This is a genomic window from Corynebacterium stationis (assembly GCF_001941345.1).
Lineage (GTDB): Bacteria > Actinomycetota > Actinomycetes > Mycobacteriales > Mycobacteriaceae > Corynebacterium > Corynebacterium stationis.
The window spans coordinates 226,017-241,736 of the sequence record NZ_CP009251.1 but is presented as its reverse complement, the minus strand read 5'-3'; the positions used below and the strand labels follow the sequence as shown (position 1 = coordinate 241,736).

Annotated in this window: 19 protein-coding genes and 1 tRNA gene; 5 read left to right on the top strand and 15 right to left on the bottom strand. The window is 52.7% G+C overall.

Going from position 1 to position 15,720, the window contains the following annotated elements:
• Positions 1-92 precede the first annotated feature (92 nt).
• Complete coding sequence (gene pdxS / locus CSTAT_RS01265) at positions 93-1,013, bottom strand: pyridoxal 5'-phosphate synthase lyase subunit PdxS (RefSeq protein WP_156845077.1); 921 nt, start codon at positions 1,011-1,013, stop codon at positions 93-95.
• Positions 1,014-1,101: 88 nt separating this feature from the next.
• On the opposite strand from pdxS, the gene pdxR reads away from it, so the two are divergent.
• Positions 1,102-2,508, top strand: a complete 1,407-nt coding sequence (gene pdxR, locus CSTAT_RS01260; protein ID WP_075722205.1) for a MocR-like pyridoxine biosynthesis transcription factor PdxR — start codon at positions 1,102-1,104, stop codon at positions 2,506-2,508.
• A gap of 33 nt (positions 2,509-2,541) precedes the next feature.
• On the top strand, positions 2,542-3,114 hold the full coding sequence (locus tag CSTAT_RS01255; protein ID WP_075722204.1) for a GNAT family N-acetyltransferase: 573 nt from the start codon (positions 2,542-2,544) through the stop codon (positions 3,112-3,114).
• Between the two features lie 912 nt (positions 3,115-4,026).
• On the opposite strand, the gene CSTAT_RS01250 is transcribed toward CSTAT_RS01255, so the two are convergent.
• From CSTAT_RS01250 to CSTAT_RS01210, 10 genes are all read right to left on the bottom strand, one after another.
• Positions 4,027-4,647, bottom strand: coding sequence for a hypothetical protein (locus tag CSTAT_RS01250; RefSeq protein WP_075722203.1), 621 nt, complete (start codon positions 4,645-4,647; stop codon positions 4,027-4,029).
• Positions 4,648-4,727: 80 nt separating this feature from the next.
• A complete protein-coding gene (locus tag CSTAT_RS01245) occupies positions 4,728-5,309 on the bottom strand; it encodes a hypothetical protein (protein ID WP_075722202.1) in 582 nt (193 codons plus the stop codon).
• Positions 5,310-5,321: 12 nt separating this feature from the next.
• Positions 5,322-6,635, bottom strand: a complete 1,314-nt coding sequence (locus CSTAT_RS01240) for an AAA family ATPase (protein WP_075722201.1) — start codon at positions 6,633-6,635, stop codon at positions 5,322-5,324.
• A 34-nt stretch (positions 6,636-6,669) separates the two neighbouring features.
• Entirely contained in the window at positions 6,670-6,843 is a 174-nt protein-coding gene (locus tag CSTAT_RS13395) for a hypothetical protein (protein WP_156845075.1), read from the bottom strand.
• Between the two features lie 54 nt (positions 6,844-6,897).
• Positions 6,898-7,182 carry a hypothetical protein gene (locus tag CSTAT_RS01235; protein ID WP_075722200.1) on the bottom strand — a complete coding sequence of 95 codons (285 nt, stop codon included), beginning with the start codon at positions 7,180-7,182 and terminating at the stop codon, positions 6,898-6,900.
• Entirely contained in the window at positions 7,160-7,336 is a 177-nt protein-coding gene (locus CSTAT_RS01230; RefSeq protein WP_169833250.1) for a helix-turn-helix domain-containing protein, read from the bottom strand. The genes CSTAT_RS01235 and CSTAT_RS01230 overlap by 23 nt, the downstream gene beginning before the upstream one ends.
• Positions 7,337-7,373: 37 nt before the next feature.
• Entirely contained in the window at positions 7,374-7,628 is a 255-nt protein-coding gene (locus tag CSTAT_RS01225) for a hypothetical protein (protein ID WP_075722199.1), read from the bottom strand.
• Between the two features lie 80 nt (positions 7,629-7,708).
• On the bottom strand, positions 7,709-7,996 hold the full coding sequence (locus CSTAT_RS01220; protein ID WP_075722198.1) for a hypothetical protein: 288 nt from the start codon (positions 7,994-7,996) through the stop codon (positions 7,709-7,711).
• Positions 7,997-8,008: 12 nt separating this feature from the next.
• Entirely contained in the window at positions 8,009-8,314 is a 306-nt protein-coding gene (locus tag CSTAT_RS01215; protein ID WP_075722197.1) for a hypothetical protein, read from the bottom strand.
• 31 nt (positions 8,315-8,345) lie between these two features.
• Positions 8,346-8,528: a helix-turn-helix transcriptional regulator gene (locus tag CSTAT_RS01210; RefSeq protein ID WP_075722196.1), complete on the bottom strand. Its 183-nt coding sequence runs from the start codon at positions 8,526-8,528 to the stop codon at positions 8,346-8,348.
• 162 nt (positions 8,529-8,690) lie between these two features.
• On the opposite strand from CSTAT_RS01210, the gene CSTAT_RS13575 reads away from it, so the two are divergent.
• Together CSTAT_RS13575 and CSTAT_RS13270 are read left to right on the top strand one after the other, a co-directional pair.
• Positions 8,691-9,356 (top strand): hypothetical protein, encoded by a 666-nt coding sequence (locus CSTAT_RS13575; protein WP_075722195.1) that lies wholly within the window; start codon positions 8,691-8,693, stop codon positions 9,354-9,356.
• Positions 9,304-10,458: a tyrosine-type recombinase/integrase gene (locus CSTAT_RS13270; RefSeq protein WP_169833249.1), complete on the top strand. Its 1,155-nt coding sequence runs from the start codon at positions 9,304-9,306 to the stop codon at positions 10,456-10,458. The genes CSTAT_RS13575 and CSTAT_RS13270 overlap by 53 nt, the downstream gene beginning before the upstream one ends.
• Before the next feature lie 112 nt (positions 10,459-10,570).
• On the opposite strand, the gene CSTAT_RS01195 is transcribed toward CSTAT_RS13270, so the two are convergent.
• From CSTAT_RS01195 to mgtE, 3 genes are all read right to left on the bottom strand, one after another.
• Positions 10,571-10,643: transfer RNA gene (locus tag CSTAT_RS01195), tRNA-Arg, on the bottom strand.
• A 203-nt stretch (positions 10,644-10,846) separates the two neighbouring features.
• Positions 10,847-12,430: an SLC13 family permease gene (locus CSTAT_RS01190; RefSeq protein ID WP_075722193.1), complete on the bottom strand. Its 1,584-nt coding sequence runs from the start codon at positions 12,428-12,430 to the stop codon at positions 10,847-10,849.
• A gap of 289 nt (positions 12,431-12,719) precedes the next feature.
• The gene (gene mgtE / locus CSTAT_RS01185; protein ID WP_075723757.1) at positions 12,720-14,084 is read right to left on the bottom strand and encodes a magnesium transporter; all 1,365 of its coding nucleotides are present in this window, start codon (positions 14,082-14,084) and stop codon (positions 12,720-12,722) included.
• 459 nt (positions 14,085-14,543) lie between these two features.
• On the opposite strand from mgtE, the gene CSTAT_RS01180 reads away from it, so the two are divergent.
• Complete coding sequence (locus CSTAT_RS01180; protein WP_083640579.1) at positions 14,544-14,960, top strand: LppP/LprE family lipoprotein; 417 nt, start codon at positions 14,544-14,546, stop codon at positions 14,958-14,960.
• A gap of 133 nt (positions 14,961-15,093) precedes the next feature.
• Here CSTAT_RS01180 and CSTAT_RS13390 read toward each other — a convergent pair whose 3' ends face one another.
• Positions 15,094-15,234: a hypothetical protein gene (locus CSTAT_RS13390; protein ID WP_156845074.1), complete on the bottom strand. Its 141-nt coding sequence runs from the start codon at positions 15,232-15,234 to the stop codon at positions 15,094-15,096.
• Between the last annotated feature and the right edge of the window lie 486 nt (positions 15,235-15,720).

The following is a 15,720-nucleotide window of genomic DNA, read 5'->3' as shown; positions in this document are numbered from 1 at the left end:
TCTACAGCAAACAAGTAGGAATTATGAGAAAACCACACCATCGCGAGTTTTCATCGTGCGAGGGTGTGGTGTGTACGAATTGAGCCTACTGATTACCAGCCGCGCTCAGCTAGACGGTGAGGTGCAGGAAGGTCGGTGACGTTAATGCCGACCATGGCATCACCCAAGCCGCGGGAGACCTCCGCGATGACGGATGGGTCATCAAAGTGCGTTGCTGCCTTGACGATGGCCACAGCGCGGGCCTCAGGGTTTCCAGACTTGAAGATACCGGAGCCCACGAACACGCCTTCGGCGCCCATCTGGCGAACCAAGGCGGCATCGGCCGGGGTGGAAACGCCACCGGCTACGAAGGTAGTAACTGGCAGCTCGCCGGTTTTAGCTACTTCGCGCACCAAGTCATATGGTGCTTGGAATTCCTTGGCAGCAACGAAGAGCTCGTCTTCGTCGAGGCTGCGTAGGCGGTTGATGTCACCACGGATGGTGCGCAAGTGACGCACTGCTTCGGAGACATCGCCGGTGCCGGCCTCACCCTTGGAGCGAATCATTGCAGCGCCTTCGGTGATACGACGAAGCGCCTCACCCAGGTTGGTAGCACCACAGACGAAAGGTACGTTGAACTTCCATTTGTTGATGTGGTGGGTGTAGTCCGCTGGACTAAGCACCTCGGATTCATCGATGAAATCTACGCCGAGAGCTTCCAGTACCTGCGCTTCAACGAAGTGGCCGATGCGCGCTTTTGCCATCACTGGAATGGAAACCGCGTTGACGATGCCTTCGATCAGGTCCGGGTCGCTCATGCGCGCCACGCCACCTTGTGCACGGATATCTGCTGGCACACGCTCCAAAGCCATGACTGCGGTTGCGCCGGACGCTTCAGCGATGCGGGCCTGTTCCGGGGTCACCACATCCATAATCACCCCGCCCTTGAAGGAATCTGCAACACCGCGCTTGACGGGAGTTACCGCGGTATCTGGGGTGGAATTCTGTTTTTCTTCGACAAATGTTTGAGTCATAAAAATCATCTAACACTCAAAAGTGGTTTATAAACAGAGCCACATTCACGCAATTGCATTAGACCACTTTTGCAGTAATGATTAACCCATGCGTTCTGATCTTGTCTCTGCCTTGCCACTGGCCCTTGATGCTCAACAGGCGATGCCTATCCCTACGCAGCTCACCTCACAGATCCGACAGTTGATTGCCGAGCAGGTTTTAAGTCCCGGCGATCACATTCCCAGCACCCGTGCTTTGGCAAAGCAGCTTGGCGTTTCCCGCGGCAGCGTGGTTACTGCCTATGACCAGCTGGCGGCCGAAGGATATATTGTCACTGCACATGGGTCTGGCACCACTATCAACCCAGGGTTGCACTTGTTAAAACCCAAGGAACTAGAGAGCCCAAAACCGTCTGCGCCCCGCTCTTCTGCACAGCCGACGCAGCCTCGAGCTCGCCCACATTCCCAGATCTTGAACCTGGATCCAGGTGTGCCCGATACTTCAACGCTGATTGATTCTGCCTGGCGTGCATCATGGCGCAAGGCCTCCTCGAACCCACCGGCGCAGCGCCCTGCTCAAGGGCTGATGGATTTAAGAATTGAGATTGCTGAACACCTGCGCCGCATGCGTGGTCTGGTCGTAGACCCATCACGCATTATTGTCACTGCCGGTGCGCGCGAAGGACTAGCCTTGCTGCTTCAGACTTTCAATGAGCCCGCGCACATCGGTGTGGAATCTCCTGGCTATCCCAGCTTGCGCCGGGTTCCGCAAGCACTTGGCCACCACACCGTGGATCTCCCTGCTGACTCAACAGGGCTTGTTATAAATGGCCTTCCGCACGATCTTGATGCAGTCCTGGTCACTCCCAGCCATCAATATCCCTATGGCGGCTCCCTACCAGCCGACCGTCGAACCGAACTAGTGAGCTGGGCTGAATACACTGACACTTTGCTCATCGAGGATGACTTCGATTCGGAGCTACGCTACGTCGGTATGCCGCTTCCCCCATTGACGTCTCTAGCCTCCGAGCGAACCATCTTATTGGGTACATTTTCTTCAGTCATCAGCCCACATATATCTTGCGGCTATCTGGTCGCGCCTACTTCATGGTCCACGCAGCTGACTGAATTGCGCAGCGTGCTCGGCCAGCCCGTCAGCGCTATTACTCAAGCCGCCGTGGCTAACTTTCTCAATACCGGTGCTCTACGCCGCCGCACCCAACGCTTACGCCGGGTTTATCGCCGCCGGCGCGCCACCGTTCAGCGATCTTTTTCCGACGTGAAAGAAGCTGAACTTCGCCCCATCAGAGGCGGGCTGCATGCTGTGCTTATCTGTAAGAAGCCTGCCGATGACATAGTCGCCGAACTCCACGCCCGAGGCATCGACGTCACAGCGCTGTCGCAGTACTGGGGTGGCAGCAGCAATGCCGAAAATGGCATAGTTTTTGGTTTCGGCTCGCATGACGATGACACCTTGGATTGGGCACTCGCCGAGATTGGTGAGGTAATCCATTAGCCGCGTCGCAGACCACGTTGCTAGGCTTCACCCATGGATGAATTCCGAATTGCAACGGCAGCTGATATACCGCCGGCTGCCGCAACTCTAAGCAAAGCTTTTGAGAACTATCCTTGGACTAACTGGACCGTGGCGGCAGACAATCGCGTCGATAGAATCCGCCGGATCCAAGAACTTTGCCTAATCCATATAGCTATTCCGTTTGGGGTAGTTCTAGTAAATGACGCCCATACTGCAGTTTTGGCCGCGACCAAACCTAGCGCAACTGAGAAAGTTGAGCATCAGGTTTGGGGCCACATAAGCACTGCAATGGGAAATTCTCCGTCTCAGAATTCTCATCTTGAACTACCGGATCCCGAAATAGAAAATAGCTGGTCTTTAGCAACAATAGGGGTTCGCCCCGACGCGCAAGGACAAGGGCTCGGCACACGGATTATCAAGCACTTTCTCCGAACTATCGACGAAGCTTCTAGTTCACCTGTTCCTGTTCATTTGGAGACATCTGATCCTCTTAATGTAAAGCTTTACGAACGCCTCGGATTCCATGTTTATGCAACCACAAGGCGCTCAGATACTCCCACCGTCTGGTCGATGCAGCGCCGCTAGACGGCCTAGCCACGGCAGGTTCGGAAACGTGCTACAAAGAGCGTTACACGCGCGAAGGCGATACAAGATCTGCTACAAGGTTTATAGTCAGCGCTCTATCTATCCGGCTCGAAATCAACTGAAATGACTAGCAAGCCTTTGAAGTGCTGCAACGCCGAGGTCACCCAGTGTGCGCACACCGCAGGCCGTGTTCCGTCTCCTGACGCAGAGCTTGCTTCAGGTCGTATCCCCCGTGACGACCTTAGGAGCCAGGCTACTCATCACGTAAAATTGGAGCACCGCTTAGGCTCTCGCCCGGCGACCGCCGGGCCTCCGAAAAAAGCCACATGGCAAGTGGTGTCTGATGAAACAGTTTCCGCAGCTCTGAATAAAACCGATACTCTGCAAGGTCGAAAAGCTTGCATGTATGAGATTTCCGGTCAATCCAGTAGCTTCCATCTCCCGTGCGCTAGCAGGTGCGAGCTATTTGCCAAAAGTACTTTAGCGACGCAGGAAACCCCGGTCAGAATGGCAATAAGTCACTCAAACCGGGGTTTCAATTTGTGCGCCCGAAAGGATTCGAACCTCCAACCTTCTGTTGGCAGCTCTTATGTTCGATAAGGTTAAACCTAAATCACACGGATTCATTATAGTTAAACAATATGCTAGATGACCTGCAACAATACACCCGTTAACACAGGTCAGATGAGGGGATAAAATTCCGCAAACCGTGTGATAAACGTGGGATATTTTCGAGGAACACAGTTTCTAATCACACGTTAATGTTCGATAGCCCGCGCCCGTGTAAGCGACTGAGTGGCACTATCCCCCGCGCTGATTTCCCCAACGCCTTAAACGGCAATATTGAACAGGCAAAACGCAGAACGCCCCCACATCCACAAGGGACATGAGGGCAAAGAAACACCAGGGACGCTAGTAAGCTACATCCGCACCCGGAATATCAGAAATATTAATCTGCTCCGTGGCATCAGAACTAGCATTGAAATCACCTGCGAGACGCTCCAGGAACTCCAGCTGACTACCAACAACATGCGTTGCCGTATCCGCATAGTTGCGGGAATCCTGCGCGGCGGCATACTCCGGTTCATTCGCCTTAAGAATACCGTCCTGCATCTCCTTGGAAACAAGACCACGGGCGGCGAACTCACGGCCTAGCATGGTGCGCTCCCATGACGTTCCCAAATTCTCAAAGATTTGAACGGCGGTATCTGCATCCAGGTTAGGGCGGCTTAGAACACGCTGCATTGCAAGCTCAGTGGCAACGCGGGCGTTAGGCTCTGTTGGGTAAGGCAACAACTTATTAACCGCGTCGTCCGCTGACTTATGCGCGCCCTGATTCCACGCGGCGGCCTGCTCACGTAGCTTTGCGATACGTTCACCGAACTGTGCACGCTTTACGGTATCGGCATAGCGCTTCTGCAAGCCCTCTGGGGTGTAGTCATTTTTGAGCGGCTGCATGGACTTAGCCAGCTCATTCATTTCTACGTTCAACTTGATGATTTCGGCCTGGATTGCTGAAAGTGATTTAGCCATGATGTGGCTCTCCTATAGGGGTAGGTGGTGCTGTTGCACCGTTGATATTGGTTGTGGTTGGTGATTGTCCTGCCTATGGCTTAGGGAGGTTCATCATCCGTTGCGACTCTGAGATGACCGAACGGATCGTTAGTATCGGGCTGTTTCTTACCAGGGGTAGGGTCTTGCATGATTTCCCTAACCCGCTCGGCCTGGTTCATCATTAGCCCCATTTGGATACTGACAAGGCGGTTGCCCTCTTCGGCATCGTCTACGCCGTGGTTGAGTTTGTGGGCGCTATCTGCCAGGGCTATTGATTTGTCTGCTGAGATTGCGGCGTTGCGGATATGAATGAACCGGGATTGGTCATCATCGGCTTCTTCGGCTTTGTCTAGCTCTGTGTGTGCCAGGGCGGCGAACCGGGCTTCAAGCTCCGCACGGTCACGTTGGGCGTATTCCGCGTGTGCTTTGGTGGCGTGCTGTGTCGCTTCGGCGTTGAACTCTAGTCCGTAGGTGTCTGCTATTTTGCTGACTCGGTAGCGGGTGATACCTAAGGTGCGCGCTATCTCATTACGCCCCATTCCTACGCTCCAGGCGGTTACTACTTCTTCGGCTAAGGGGTCTTTATTTTCGGCATCGACCGGCCGGGCGGGCTGGATGATTCGCTCTATTTTTTCACTCACGGAACGCTCCTATCACGCTGATTTCATCGGCAATGATGGTTGGTTTTCGGGTACATCCCGGTTAGTATCGTCGTTCGTGGGACGTGGGATGTGCCCCTCTTCGGGACGTGATTTAGTGGTGTCTACCTGCTCATATCCCACATCCCGACCCCCACGTGTACGGGACATAGCGGCGGGATGTGCTTGCTCTAAAGTCCACACCCAACCACCCTCACGCTGAGTAGTGTTTACGCCCCATTTCTTGCGGTTGTTCTGTACCGTTTTCCAGGTAAGGCCGGCTGCCATGATTTGCTTACGCACATCGTTAGCCGGCGCTGAACCACCCTGCGAGATAAGGAAGTCAACAACAATCAGTTCCGCTTCACTTCGGTCATCATCGTCATCGTGCGATACCAGTAGCTCGGATGCGGATCGGTCTGTCTCATTGCCCCACACAATGCGGCCGACCTCTGTTGCTTTGCCGTCATCTGTAGGTACGGTGACAGACTCAATACGGGCTTCACGCGATACCTGTTTAGGCGCTAGGTTCCCTTTGGTGTTGGTAACTACTAGGGTGCCTTCGTCATCGACTGCTACCGATAGAACTGAACGGGCTATCTGGCTCCAGGCGATAGACCCTAGAATTAGTTTGCCGGGGTCTGTCGATTCACGTTTACCGAAATGCACTAAGCCAATGACAACGATATCTAGGGCATCGCATAGGCCTGCTAGTGGCTCTAGAAACTGTCTCACGTCATCGTCGCGATAACCGTCAAGACTGGAGTGCATGGCAGATTTAGCGGCATCGAGAATGACTAGTTTTACATCATGGTCTTTAAGGGCATCACCTAAACGATTGATGTCACCGGGGAGACTTAACGCCCCCTCGTGCCCCTCTTCGGTTGTGACGTTGAGCAAGAATGTGCGGTCAAGGTTTGCTCCTGCTGCCTGTAGACGTGGCTTAACCGTGATGGATAGTGAATCTTCGGTAGCAACGTAGGCAACATTGATAGGTTTACCGGTTAGTTTGCCTGTGGTCGCTTCTGCTGCGATACCGGATGCAATGGTTGATTTTCCTAGCCCCTCGCGCCCTGCCAGTAAGGTGATTGAACGGTGGGGTATCCAGTTAGGGATTAACCAGTCTAGGTGTTCTGATTTGACCGTGGACGCGCTAAATAAGTTGATGCGCCTGCTAGGTTCAGGCACGGCTGCTAGGCGCTGTGGCGCGGCTGTGGCGGTGTCCTGGTGTAGCTCTCTCATGTCTAGGTCTAGGTTGTCTGGGTAGTGGTGTAATTGATCTTCGGGTACACCGTCACGGCGTGCTTGTTCACGCGGGGAGATAGGCACTTTTAAGGCTCCTGGGTTTGTAAGGGTGGCTAGGCTAGTTGCTCCAGTGCATCGAGAAGCCACGGTCATCACCGGGGCGGTGTGCAAGCGGTTCACATCGTTGGGCGGCGTGGTAGCGGCGTTTCATGCCTGCTTGCCATGCTTTGAACGCTTGCATGTTGATGCTGGTTTTGTTGTGTGTGTCTGTTGCCTGGTGTAGAATCGTCATTAGATTTCTTTCCACCCCCGCTATTTATGCCTGCCAGCACTAGCGGGGGTTTTCTTATCGGTTGAGTCGTGGATCTCCGACTTCTTTGGCGTATTCGTGAAGTTTGGTTTTCCAGATGTCAGGATTAAAGACGGTCGAACCACCAAACATTGCTTCTGCACATTCTTTTAACGCCATGCCCTGGCCTGCCAGATATGCACGCTGTACCGCTTCGGGTGCTTCGGCTACCCACGGCGGGTTATATATCCCGGCTAAGACTTCGTAGCTAAAGCGAACAAAGTTTTTGTGCTGCTTGGTTAGCCGTTTCTTGTGCTTCTTAGGCTGCTGGGATTCGGTCATTGAGTGCTTCTACTTCTTTGCGGGGAAATAGGTTGCGTCGGTTGTCGTATGCACTTTTGACCGGGTTTAGCCGTCCTTGTCGGATACGTTTAAGGATTGATGCACGGCTTAGCCCGGTGTGTGCCTGGACTTCTTCGTAGGTCATGTATTCCATGTGCATAAAGTTCGCACACTGTCAGCGTTGTCCAGATTTATGCGGGCATGAACGGGATAACGTCTAGGTATTCGGCGGCATTATCGCGTGCCTGCTGCAAGGTGGCGATAAGCGCATCGACCTGTTCAACGGTCAAGGTTTCCCCGCTCCACTCTTTATCATCGGAACGGATATAGACGTAGGGCTTACCCGTGTTCATATCTACGGTGACGCGGGTGTTAAACCCTGGATTACCGTTGATTATGGCTAGTTCTAACGGGCTTAACGTGGTATAATCAGTGTTGCTAGTCATGCGGATACTCTCCTGTTGTGGTCATGGCTTTGGCTCTACACGCTCCCTGGTTTTGGCTCCCGGGGGCGTTTCCTTTTGGCCTAGTTTTGGACGGCGTACACAGTAGCTACGGCGGCATCCGAAATACTGGTAATAACGATCTCCAGTGATGAATCATTAGCGCCGTGGTGGATGACGCTTGTTAGCTCATAGTCATCCGAATGTTCTTCGAGGCTGCCTAGAAACGTGATTAGGTCATCGACAATGGCGGTCAACTTATGGCCTGTAATACCGATAGGTGTAACGCCAATTTGGTCTACCACGTGGTATGACGCGCTAACGCGGTGTGTCTCAATGTCGATCCAGTCTGGAAGTTGTGGGTTATGCATGATGATGTGCTCCTAGGCTGCTGCCTGGTTGATGGTTACATGGGCGTTGTGTGAGTGCTGGAAGCTGAGCACGGTCACGGTGGCTAGTTGTGGCTCCTGGTGGTCATCTCGGCGGGGGATATTGAATTGTGACGTGATGGTGAACTTGCCGTCTTTCCAGTGCGCTACTGCGATAGTCCAGAACTCTTTGACCGGTTTCGGGCTAGGTTCGTTGCCGTATGCCTGCCAGTCTGCGAATACTTGTTTCGCGTCCTGGTGGTTGAGGTGTGGCGCGGGAATGTTGTTACCGGTCTGTGGGATTACTAGTAGGTCGTGCATGGCTGTGGTGTCTCCTGTTGTGGTGGTGGGTTTAGGCGGCGTTGATTTGGTCTTGGATCCACCGCTCTACGTCTGCACGCATGTAGTGGATACGCCCGGCGATGCGCACGAATTTTGGGCCTTTTCCTGTGCTGCGCCAGTTTGCGAGGGTGCCAGTGGTGGAACCTAGTTCTTGTGCTAGTTCTTCGGGCTTAAAGCTGTCGATGATCCTCATCTGTATCTCCTGGTAGGGGGTCGATTAAAACTATATGATTCGGTATGTCAACCGGATTACTAATTGTGAGAATACATGAATTGATCTACTATGTAAAGTGAATCAAAATTATTCTGTTTGATTTAGTTTGAAAACTGGATAGCGACCGACCACACTGGACACATGAACGAATGGTCATTGCTGCTGATAGAAGCGTTAGAGGAAGATCCCGGCTACTACATCGCGCAATGCTTTGGCGAGGGTGAACAGAACTTAGCCGTGACGCTAACCCTTTACAAAGAGACCGGTAAGCCTGCGGTGATTGTGCGCTCCGACGTGCGTGCAACGCCCTTTGAATCATCGAAACTCGGAATTTCCCCGGGGCGGCTGCGAGCAATCCCCTACGGCAAATTAACGGCAATGGCTGAACCGTTTCTCAATGATTTGATAGGTAGTAGCTACACGGTTAGCGCACCAACTGAACCTGATGTACTTTCAGAACGTTTCGACTTTGAAGCCTTACGTAAAGAATGGCCGAAAGGTGACCTGTCCAAGGTAAGCGCGGCTGTAGCTGAGGTGTACCTATCGGCAATAGGGCTAGGCACACCACCGAAAGAAGCGGTAGCGGATGCATTCAAAACATCAACAGCTACAGCCGGGCGGATGATTGCCAAGGCACGTGAACTAGGCATTCTCAATGTTTCCAGTGTGGGGGGTCGCCCTAAGGCGAAAGGCACTAACAATGGCGAGGAAAGCACTAAGCGTTGGCGAACTAGGAGAATTGTTCACAAAAAAGGTGAGCAACAAACCAATAAAGTATCGCGCACGCGTAAGGGTAGGGTGCGTTGACGGCGTAACACGCTACGTACAGGCAGATGCACCCACACGAACCGCTGCGAAAGAAAAAGTAACAGCGGCGGCCAGGCGTAAGGTCTACGGCAAGAAAGCACCTGAATCAACCCCTAACGTGCTCACAGGCAAATCAACCGTGCTGGAACTAGCAACAGCATGGATCGACAGCCGTGAAGTAATCCATGACCTATCTAGTGATGTAGTCCAACAAACCGGTCAAGTACGCACACAGACACTAGATAAATACAGGCAACTATTTAGCACGCTGCGAGGTGAACGCGGTGAATGGAACCTAGCATCAATGGCGCTGGAAGATGTGACCACTGACAATGTTTCAACATGGCTGGAACTGGTTTCTTACCGCGCTCCATCAACCGCGAAACTGTGCAAAATCATGCTTTCCGGTGCATTCAAGATGGTCATGAGTAAAGGTGTTGTTGCCTGGAACGAGAACCCTACAGCGGGTGCACTACTGCATAAGGGCGTTAAACGTGAGCCACAGGCGCTATCTAAGCGTGATGAAACACGGGCTATTGAATTAGCGGAACAGTGGCAGACACCCCGTAAATTCATGGACTTAGTCGGCATCGTGAAGCTACTGAGTGGCACGGGCATGCGGCCTGCTGAAGCTCTAGCCGTGAGGTGGGAAGATGTAGACCTCTCCGCTACCCCGGCGACTGTAAAAGTCACTGGCATCGTCATTGAGCTAAAGGGCGGCAAAGGACAGGGCAAAGGGCTAGTAAGGCAACCTGTGACTAAGACTAGAAGCGGGCTAAGAGTAAATAAGTTGCCGGCCGATACCACTGCAATGCTCATGGAACGTTGGGTGAACCGTGAAAGTGATTTGGTATTCCCTAACCGAAGTGGCGGGCTAACTAGTTTGGCTAACGTCAATCGTGCATGGCGTGAAGCCCGGGGTGAAGAGTTAAAGCATGTTCGGTTGAAAGACTTCCGGCCTACCGTGGCAACAAAGATTGAACGAACCCACGGGGCTAAGGCGGCGGCGCTGCAACTAGGTCACGGCTCTACAAAAATCACTGAGGAATTCTACATTGAAGCGGGGGACGCTGGAGACTACACGGCGGCGTTAGAACTCTAGGAAATGCCCTAAAAAATCAAACCGTGTGATTAACGTGTGATTTATTGAACCCCCAACCACAATACAAATAAGCCCCCTACCGCATTTCTGCTGGTAAGGGGCTATTTCTTTGTGCGCCCGAAAGGATTCGAACCTCCAACCTTCTGATCCGTAGTCAGATGCTCTATCCGTTGAGCTACGGGCGCGTTCCATTGCCTTGAACTTCCTAAACGGTGTTCCCTGCAACGTTGATTAACTATACTCACACTTTAGTAAACTAACAAAACCGCTGGTTACGACAGGTTTCTTAGCGATTTTTAGCGCAATTCATGCGCTCTTTGTAAACACTTCCAAGCAAAGCAAAGTCCAGCACTCGGAGGCGGAGTACTGGACTTTATGGAGGATGCGGCTAGAACACCAACCCGAATACCGGCACAGCGATAAAGTAAGCGGCCAGGGTAATCAGAACCAGAGAAATAAGGTTGAGCCAGACGCCGCCCTTGATCATTTCGCCGATGGTGACATAACCCGAGCCGAAGGCGATCGCGTTTGGCGGGGTGGCCACCGGCATCATAAAGGCACACGTTGCGGCTAGCGCGACTGGGATGGTCAGGAGCAGAACGTTAATTTCGCCGCTTGCTGTCAGGCCGATACCAACGGAAACGCCTCCCATAATCGGCAGGAAGGTCGCTGCGGTTGCCGTGTTGGATGTGAACTCCGTCAGGATAAGTACCAAGGCTGCAACCGCGCCCATGAGCAAGAAGATTGGGAGGCTTCCCAGCCCCTTAGCGACCTCACCGATCCATAGGGACAAGCCTGACGCGGTAAACATTGCGGATAGTGATAAGCCACCACCGAAAAGCAGCAGGACGTCCCACGGCAGTTCATTTGCAGTCTTCCAGTCCAGCAGGCGCACACCAGTCTTGCGGTCCGCGGGAAGAATGAACATCAACAAGCCTGCAGTCATACCCACGATGGCGTCGTCATAAGGGAAATCCCACCCCATAGTGTCCATAAGCAATGGAACTGCAACCCAGGTAAATGCCGCCAACAGGAAGATGATGCCTACTTGAATCTGGGGACCGGTCCACTTGCCCAGCTTTTCAACCTCATCGTTGATGAGTTCCTTGCCACCGGGGATGTGATCCATTTCTGGTTTGAACACGGTTATAAGAACCAACCATGCAATAACGGTAAAGACGATGGCAACGGGCATACCCACCAGCATCCATTGGCCGAAGCCAATGGTGACTCCGTGTGCTTCTTTCATGTACCCGGCAAGCAAGGCATTTGGCGGGGTACCAATCAAGGTTCCTAGAGAGCCGATCGATGCGGAGTAAGCAATAGCCAGCATGAGCGCCGTAGCAAACTTCTTTTGGTTTTTCATTCCACCGACGGTTTCAGCGGTGAGCTGCAACACGGAAATGCCAATTGGCAACATAACCACGGCGGTCGCGGTGTTGGATACCCACATGGACATAAAGCCAGTGGCAATCATAAAGCCGAGAATGAGGCGCTTTGGCGAAGTACCGACAATCTTCACCACATACAGCGCCAACCTACGGTGTAGGTTCCAGCGCTGTAGGCCAAGGGCCAGCAAGAAACCGCCCATGAATAGGAAAATCGTGGATGAAGCATAAGGCCCGCCGACGGAAGAAAATTCTGCGACGCCGGTGATCGGAAAGATGACGATAGGCAGCAAAGCAGTTGCTGCGAGCGGAATTGCCTCTGTCATCCACCACGCGCCCATGAGCACGGTAGTGGCGGCAACAATGCGCAGGGACTGGTACGTGTACTCTCCTTCTGGATCCGCACCAGTTGATTCCATAACAGTCTCAACTGAGTTGGAAGGGAAGAATAGGTAAACCAATGCGGCCAGGATTAGGCCGACGAAGAGGCCGGTTAATTGGCGGCGCCATTCTTGCGGTTTGGGCCCCTTGTCTTCTTCACCTGCCGCTTCGTGCGTCGATTCGTGCGTTACTGGGGTCGACATAAGATTGTGTGCTCCTAATTCATCTCGGTGCTACTTTCCATAAACCAAGACCCCAAGCGCCAGTGTGGTGGAAATCGTGCAGAGCATAAACGAAATTCTCACCAACTTGAAGGCTGAAAGAGACTCTATTCACAGAAAGGGTGCTACGGACAACCTACAAAACTTCTTAACAAGAAAGGAATTCTCGCCTATTTTGATATCAAAAATACACCCAAATCACCCCCGATCGTCTAGGTAAATTACATCGACGTAATTCAGGGAATTTGAGTGTTTTTGCTAATACAGACCTTTACAAACCTAGCACCGAGGTTGCAATGAGGAAGTAGATGATGAGACCTGTCGCATCACAGAAGGTCGAGATAAAGGGGTTAGAGAATACTGCTGGGTCGGCACCGATAGTCTTAGCCAAAATTGGCATCAGTCCGCCAACAGTGGCTGACATCGTACAGATCAACAGCAGGGTCAGTCCGATTACGATGCCAATGTCTAGTCCGTAGACAAAAGTGGCCAGAATAAAGCCCAAGGCACCGAGCATACTGCCCAGAACTAGGCCCACGCGTAGCTCACGCCAGAGCACTTGAATGAAGTCTTTGGAGCGAACGTCACCGAGTGCTAAAGCACGCGTGACGGTAGTTGCCGCCTGGTTTCCAGTGTTACCGCCAGTACCCGTTAGCAAGGGAATAAACAGCGAAAGCACCACGGCTGCGGCGAGGGTGTCTTCAAAGCTGTCCAATACTTTTACTGTCAGTAGTGCCGAGACAGCAAGCACTAGAAGCCAAACGATGCGCGAGCGCACCAACTTCAACAGCGGCGTGGACATATATGGCTGCTGCAAAGCTTCCGTACCGCCAGAGCGCGCCGAATCCTCAGTATCTTCTTCCTCTAGGATGTCCGCTGCGTCATCCCACATCAAAATTCCCACGAGGCGACGGGACTCATCCACGATCGGCATAGCAAGAAAGTCCAACGGCATAAACCAGCGGGCGGTCTCCTCTGCGTCATCGTGTGCATAGGCAAAGACTGGGTCGCTCATTAAGTCTTCAACCAAGCGGTTTCCGCGCGCAGTGAACAAGGTGCGGAAAGAAATAACTCCCACTAACCGGCGGTCTTTGCGCGTAACCGGCAAGGTGTAGATGGTTTCTAGTTCATCCGCAGTCTCGCGGACCCGCGCCAAGGCTTCGACGACAGTCATCTCGGGGTAAATCTGCGGCACCTGCGGACTCATGCGCCGGCCGATGCTTCCCTTTGGGTAACCCAACACCACGCCGGTGACATCGCGTTTATCCTGGTTCAAAGAGCGCAGCAGGCGATCAGCAATTTCCGCTGGCAGCTCATCAAGCAGGGAAACCCGGTCATCTGGACCTAGTTCGTCAAAAAATTCAAAGACCTCGGCGTTTCCGAGTTCATCGATGAGATCTGCCTGGTGCGCTGAGTCCAAGGCATCGAAGACTTCAATGGAGCGCTGCCGTGGCAAAAGTCGCAATGCTAAGGCCGCGCGCACGGCGTTGTGACGCTCCACGAGCGCGATAACATCTTGGAGCGGTGTCTCCGCCAGAAGCTTTTGTAATCGAGGCGCATCTTTCGGGTCGATAGTCTTGTCAGTCTTCAGCCAATCGTCTAAGACATCAATAGACTCTTTAGTCATATCGCTCATGCGCACCTCCACAGACCGCATCGTTCCCAAAGGAAAATTTTCTTCAGCTCTCACCAGCTTAGACTGCCCAGATGCGAATTGCCGAAAGGCCATCTGAGCACCTTAAGACCAATTTTTAACTAACCAAGAGAAACTAAATGCTTTCCACCGCAACCCCGACTGCCAGATACCCATTCCTGACGCACAATAACCAACGTACGATCGAGACTACTATCGACGCCCAAAGAAGCACCCATAATGCGGCGCCCATACACCGTTGTCGCCTCAAGTTTGCTTAGTTTCGGACTCGCCTCTTGCTCCACCGGTGATGACGCTGCTGAGGAGACCTCGCCCAGCACGATGGCTGTCGCTGCATCCCCGACCAGTGGAGAAGCAAAACAACCTACCGAGTCATTAACGGAGCAAGCTTTCGTCTGATTCTGCCGCACCTGAAGTGTCACCCGAACCTCCACCTGACGATTGCGGGATCTCGCCATCCAACAGCGCTTTCACCGATGCGATTGCCACCCTTGCGCCCCCAGTGCCCCGCACACTGCTTGGCCTTATAAAGCCGACCGCAACTACGACCCCTGCTCCAATTTGAGCGACGCGGTACTGGTTAAGCAGCCAAAGGTCAATTCTCAATTTGGCACCCAATTGTTTTTCTTCCACCAAGATGAATACATTCGGATCGATTCCGCCTACCCACAGCAAGTGATGAGCATCGAGGACAGAAGCACCCGACTCATCGTCACCTACAAAGGCTGGGAAGCTTTGGAGGAAGCGGGTGGCTCGAATACTGAAGGCCCCAACTACACCGCTATCCTGACCTTCTTCTGGGATGCCCACAACGACCAACTTGGCACCATAGGAGAATTCCCCAACCAGGGCCTCTAACCCGAATCCCCGGAACTTGCCTGACTCCCCGTATTCAGGCATAAAAATAACGGCGTCCCACACCATTTGGTGCTGGGAACGCCGCTTAATATCTCTCGCCTGTTAGGGCCGACCTTTAATCAGGCCGGAGAGACTATGCTCCGAAAACGCCGGAGGACAGCTGGGAGATAGCGCCGAAAACGCCGCCCTCTTCAGCGCCGCCGAGGAAGCCGGAAACGAGGTTGATTACACGGCCGAAAGCGGTGGAAACTGCGGTGATGATGTCATTGATCATTGTGTATTCCTTTCAAGAGATCAGAGCTCGACTTTTGACGAGCTCGTTGGATACAGTACTACAGTATTCACTATTCGTACTAGTAACCGCAACCTAAGTGTAACTACTGATTAATGATCTAGTTTATTAGGCCATTTCAATTTACTTATCACACCAGCCAATCCAAGGCATTGAACCCCAAACTATCCCCGGGTATTAAACTCTGACTGGTTGTCAAACTAATTATCGAAAAGTGCCTCTGCTTGATTTTTCTAGTGCTGCAACACTCGTTTTAGGCGGAAAATAGGCTACAGGGCCACCATCGCGCCTTATATGCAACATCAAGATAGATACTGTTCGTTTAACACTGATGTAGCGCATCCCTTCGCTAGATACCTGCAAAACTAAGCGTCCAAAATGATGGCTCGTCCCCCAAAAATACCAGAAACTGTTCCAAACGATGTTCCCGATCCCTTGGTATGCAACTCGATGCCAGATCTTCCACGG

Bases quoted from the DNA above. Each gene is read 5' to 3' on its own strand.
- pdxS (WP_156845077.1), bottom strand. From the start codon at position 1,013: ATGACTCAAACATTTGTCGAAGAAAAACAGAATTCCACCCCAGATACC.
- pdxR (WP_075722205.1), top strand. From the start codon at position 1,102: ATGCGTTCTGATCTTGTCTCTGCCTTGCCACTGGCCCTTGATGCTCAA.
- CSTAT_RS01255 (WP_075722204.1), top strand. From the start codon at position 2,542: ATGGATGAATTCCGAATTGCAACGGCAGCTGATATACCGCCGGCTGCC.
- CSTAT_RS01250 (WP_075722203.1), bottom strand. From the start codon at position 4,647: ATGGCTAAATCACTTTCAGCAATCCAGGCCGAAATCATCAAGTTGAAC.
- CSTAT_RS13395 (WP_156845075.1), bottom strand. From the start codon at position 6,843: ATGACGATTCTACACCAGGCAACAGACACACACAACAAAACCAGCATC.
- CSTAT_RS01235 (WP_075722200.1), bottom strand. From the start codon at position 7,182: ATGACCGAATCCCAGCAGCCTAAGAAGCACAAGAAACGGCTAACCAAG.
- CSTAT_RS01230 (WP_169833250.1), bottom strand. From the start codon at position 7,336: ATGGAATACATGACCTACGAAGAAGTCCAGGCACACACCGGGCTAAGC.
- CSTAT_RS01225 (WP_075722199.1), bottom strand. From the start codon at position 7,628: ATGACTAGCAACACTGATTATACCACGTTAAGCCCGTTAGAACTAGCC.
- CSTAT_RS01220 (WP_075722198.1), bottom strand. From the start codon at position 7,996: ATGCATAACCCACAACTTCCAGACTGGATCGACATTGAGACACACCGC.
- CSTAT_RS01215 (WP_075722197.1), bottom strand. From the start codon at position 8,314: ATGCACGACCTACTAGTAATCCCACAGACCGGTAACAACATTCCCGCG.
- CSTAT_RS01210 (WP_075722196.1), bottom strand. From the start codon at position 8,528: ATGAGGATCATCGACAGCTTTAAGCCCGAAGAACTAGCACAAGAACTA.
- CSTAT_RS13575 (WP_075722195.1), top strand. From the start codon at position 8,691: ATGAACGAATGGTCATTGCTGCTGATAGAAGCGTTAGAGGAAGATCCC.
- CSTAT_RS01190 (WP_075722193.1), bottom strand. From the start codon at position 12,430: ATGTCGACCCCAGTAACGCACGAATCGACGCACGAAGCGGCAGGTGAA.
- mgtE (WP_075723757.1), bottom strand. From the start codon at position 14,084: ATGAGCGATATGACTAAAGAGTCTATTGATGTCTTAGACGATTGGCTG.
- CSTAT_RS13390 (WP_156845074.1), bottom strand. From the start codon at position 15,234: ATGATCAATGACATCATCACCGCAGTTTCCACCGCTTTCGGCCGTGTA.